3 protein-coding genes are annotated in these 3,326 nt (G+C 41.6%); all 3 read left to right on the top strand.

Features of this window, described 5'->3' with window-relative positions:
* Positions 1 to 1,521: ABC transporter substrate-binding protein (locus VN429_RS01375; protein WP_325628994.1), on the top strand; the 1,521-nt coding region annotated here is incomplete at its 5' end.
* Between the two features lie 19 nt (positions 1,522 to 1,540).
* Positions 1,541 to 2,485: an ABC transporter permease gene (locus VN429_RS01370; RefSeq protein WP_325628992.1), complete on the top strand. Its 945-nt coding sequence runs from the start codon at positions 1,541 to 1,543 to the stop codon at positions 2,483 to 2,485.
* Positions 2,475 to 3,326, top strand: an 852-nt coding sequence (locus VN429_RS01365; RefSeq protein WP_325628990.1) for an ABC transporter permease, incomplete at its 3' end; no start/stop codon positions are given. The genes VN429_RS01370 and VN429_RS01365, both read left to right, overlap by 11 nt.

The raw sequence follows: 3,326 nt of genomic DNA, 5'->3' as shown, positions 1-3,326 counted from the left end.
CAGTTTTGTGTGATGGTATGCGTATTATTCCTCATAGGGATGATACCGTGTGTCATGGCAGAAGGGGGGTCGGTTTTGAAAATTGCCGGACCATGGGATGGACAGACAGATCCACATGTTTCAGGCACATCACTTCAGAGGCTCGGCGTTACAGAGACGCTGACTGATGTTGATCAATCAGCTGCCCTCATTCCGGGATTAGCAACATCATGGGATGTATCAGGCGACCAACTGGTCTGGACATTTCACCTTCGCGATGGAGTAAAATTCCATGATGGAACTGCCTTCACTGCCAAGACGATGAAAAAATCACTTGATGATTCACTTAAAAAATCAAAAACATTTGCCAAAGTTCCAATTAAGGATATCACTGCAGTTGACGACAAAACACTCCAGATATCTCTGACTAAACCATTCCCGGCATTACCTGCGTACATGGCAAAAGGTGAGAGTGCAGCACTCGCTGATGCCAGCCTTGACCAGGGCAATGTTACAAAACCAATAGGGACCGGACCATTTAAATTTGAATCATTTAATCCAAAAGAAGAGATGATTACAGTTAAGAATCCTGATTACTGGGGCAAGAAAGCATCTGTTGATGAAGTAGACTACAAAGTGGTTCCTGAAGCTGCAACTCGTTCTCTGCAGCTTCAGGGTGGAGATATTGATATTGCACAGATCATGCCACCTGAAATATCCTCAACATTTGCGTCCAAATCTGATTTCAAAGTCAATGATCAACCAATTGCCCGTGTCAGGATGATCGATTATAATTGTGAAAGTGGACCATTTTCAGATGAAAAAGTAAGGCAGGCAATGAACTACGCCTTTGATCGTCAGGCAATTGTTGATTATGTCCTTGATGGTGTTGGATCATCTGCATCAGGTCTCTTCCCGCCGCAGTTCTACTGGGCTAACAAAGACATTCAGCCATTTACATATGATCCTGATAAGGCTAAGAGTATGCTTGCTGAAGCCGGGTGGAAAGACACAAACAATGATGGGATCCTTGACAAGGATGGAAAGAAGTTTTCAATCAAACTGGTTACATATCCTGAGCGGGCGGAACTTCCATCAATTGCTGAAGTCATGCAGGACCAACTCAAAAAAATTGGTATAGATGTTGAACTGAAGGTTATTGATACCGATTCTGCAAATGCAATGCGTAACAAGGGAGACTTTGACATCGCACTTGTTGGAAGAGGTCTTCTCTTTACTCCTGATCCTGATGAGATCATGATGACTGATTATGATTCAGCAGGAACTTCAGGTGATGGATGGGGTGCATACCGATGGTCCAACTCCCGTGTCGATGAACTGATTGAAAAAGCACGGGCTACCACTGACGCTGCTGAACGGAAGAAGTACTACGATGAAGTTCAGAAGATAGTCATTGATGAATCACCGGTCGCATACCTGAATTATTATGTCAACCAGGACATTACATCAAACAAAGTAAAAGGATACCGGATGCATCCAACCGAACTCTCTTATCATCTTGAGGATGTAACCCTCGGATAATCTTTTTTTCCCGATTATAATGCGAACATATATTTTGATCCGTCTTCTCCAGACCATTCCCGTTTTGATCGGAATAACGTTTATTGCGTTTATCTTCATGTATTTAGCACCAGGAGATCCGGCAGAAATTACATTACGAGCACAGATGGACACAGACAACCCTCCTACTGAAGCTATTATTGAGATGCAAAAGGAGATGAGATTAGATCAACCCTGGTATATTCAGTATATTGCCTGGCTCGACCGGGTAGTTCATGGTGATCTTGGCTATTCATACCAGACACGACGAACTACAGTTGATGAGATTAAACGTGCTTTTCCGGTAACTTTTATTCTTTCAACGATAACGATAATTATCTCATGTATTATTGCAATTCCAATTGGTATTGCAGCCGGGCTGAGGCCAAACGGTTTTGTTGATCATCTCTCCCGTGTTTTATCAATTCTTGGACTTTCAATACCAGATTTTTTCCTTGGAATTCTTGGGATGTTATTCTTCTCAATTTATCTCAAAATACTTCCGGTAGCAGGATATAAAGGACCACAATATCTTATATTACCTGCAATATGTCTTTCAGCAGGATTGTTTGCTATTACGATGAGACTGATGCGGACAAGTACTGCTGAAGTATTGGAAGAAGAATATATCAGAACTGCAGTCTCCAAAGGACTGGATAAAAAAACCATTATTGCCAGACATACACTTAAAAACTCCATTATTCCGGTAATAACATATATTGGAACACAGTATGGCTGGCTTTTTGGATCAGCTATGATTGTCGAAACGTTGTTTGCACTTCCCGGCATGGGCAGGCTCTTTGTGGAAGCTGCTTCAACCCGTGACTTTATGGTAATGCAGGGCTGTATTCTTGTATTTGCCCTAATTTTTGTATTCATCAATCTGTGTATTGATTTTTCGTATTATTTCCTGGATCCACGTGTCAGGGAGGAGAATGACTTTTAAAAGAGATCATATCAGGGAGATATCCAACTGGTGGGATGAATTCTTTCCAAAAATTAGAGAAAAACCCCTTCTTTTGATTGGGTTATGTTTATTTCTGGTATTGTGTCTTATTGCAATTTTTGCACCGGTTATCGCTCCGCATGATCCTAGTGAACAGAACCTGAAAAACCGGTTTTCAGGCCCCTGCTTAGAGTATCCACTGGGTACCGATCAATTTGGAAGATGTAATTTTAGCAGAGTTATTTACGGTTCACAGTCATCCATATCGATAGCGGTTATCTCAACAGTCTTTGTCGTAATCATTGGTGTTCTTATTGGATTGTTTGCAGGCTATTACCGAAAACTTGATGGAATTCTCATGAGGTTTACAGATTTAATGCTGGCCTTCCCAAGTATGGTAATAACTCTTGCTCTGGTTGGAATTTACGGCCCTAATGTTGTATCTATAATTATTGCCCTCATTATTCCCGGATGGGCAAAATATGCCCGGGTTACAAGAGCGACAACACTATCTTTAAAAAATCGTGGATTTGTAGAAGGATCAAAAGCAATCGGAGCCTCAAACTCCCATATTTTATTCAAACACATTCTTCCCCATACATTGGCACCAATCATGGAGATTGCAACCCTTGGTCTGGGCTCAAAAATCATTTCTATTGCAGGGTTAGGGTTTCTTGGTCTTGGTGTGCAGCCCCCAACACCTGAGTGGGGAACAATTATGAATCAGGGATTGCCTCTTCTAGAAAAAGCACCATGGATCGCATTATCAGCTGGATTGATGATTGTAATTTTTGTTCTCTCAACCAACCTTATTGGCTCTGAAATACGAGACGTTATGGAC

Origin of the sequence: Methanospirillum sp. (assembly GCF_035560735.1) — an archaeon.
Classification (GTDB): Archaea; Halobacteriota; Methanomicrobia; order Methanomicrobiales; family Methanospirillaceae; genus Methanospirillum.
The sequence above is the reverse complement of the archived record's forward strand: the minus strand, read 5'-3'. Positions and strand labels throughout refer to the sequence as shown.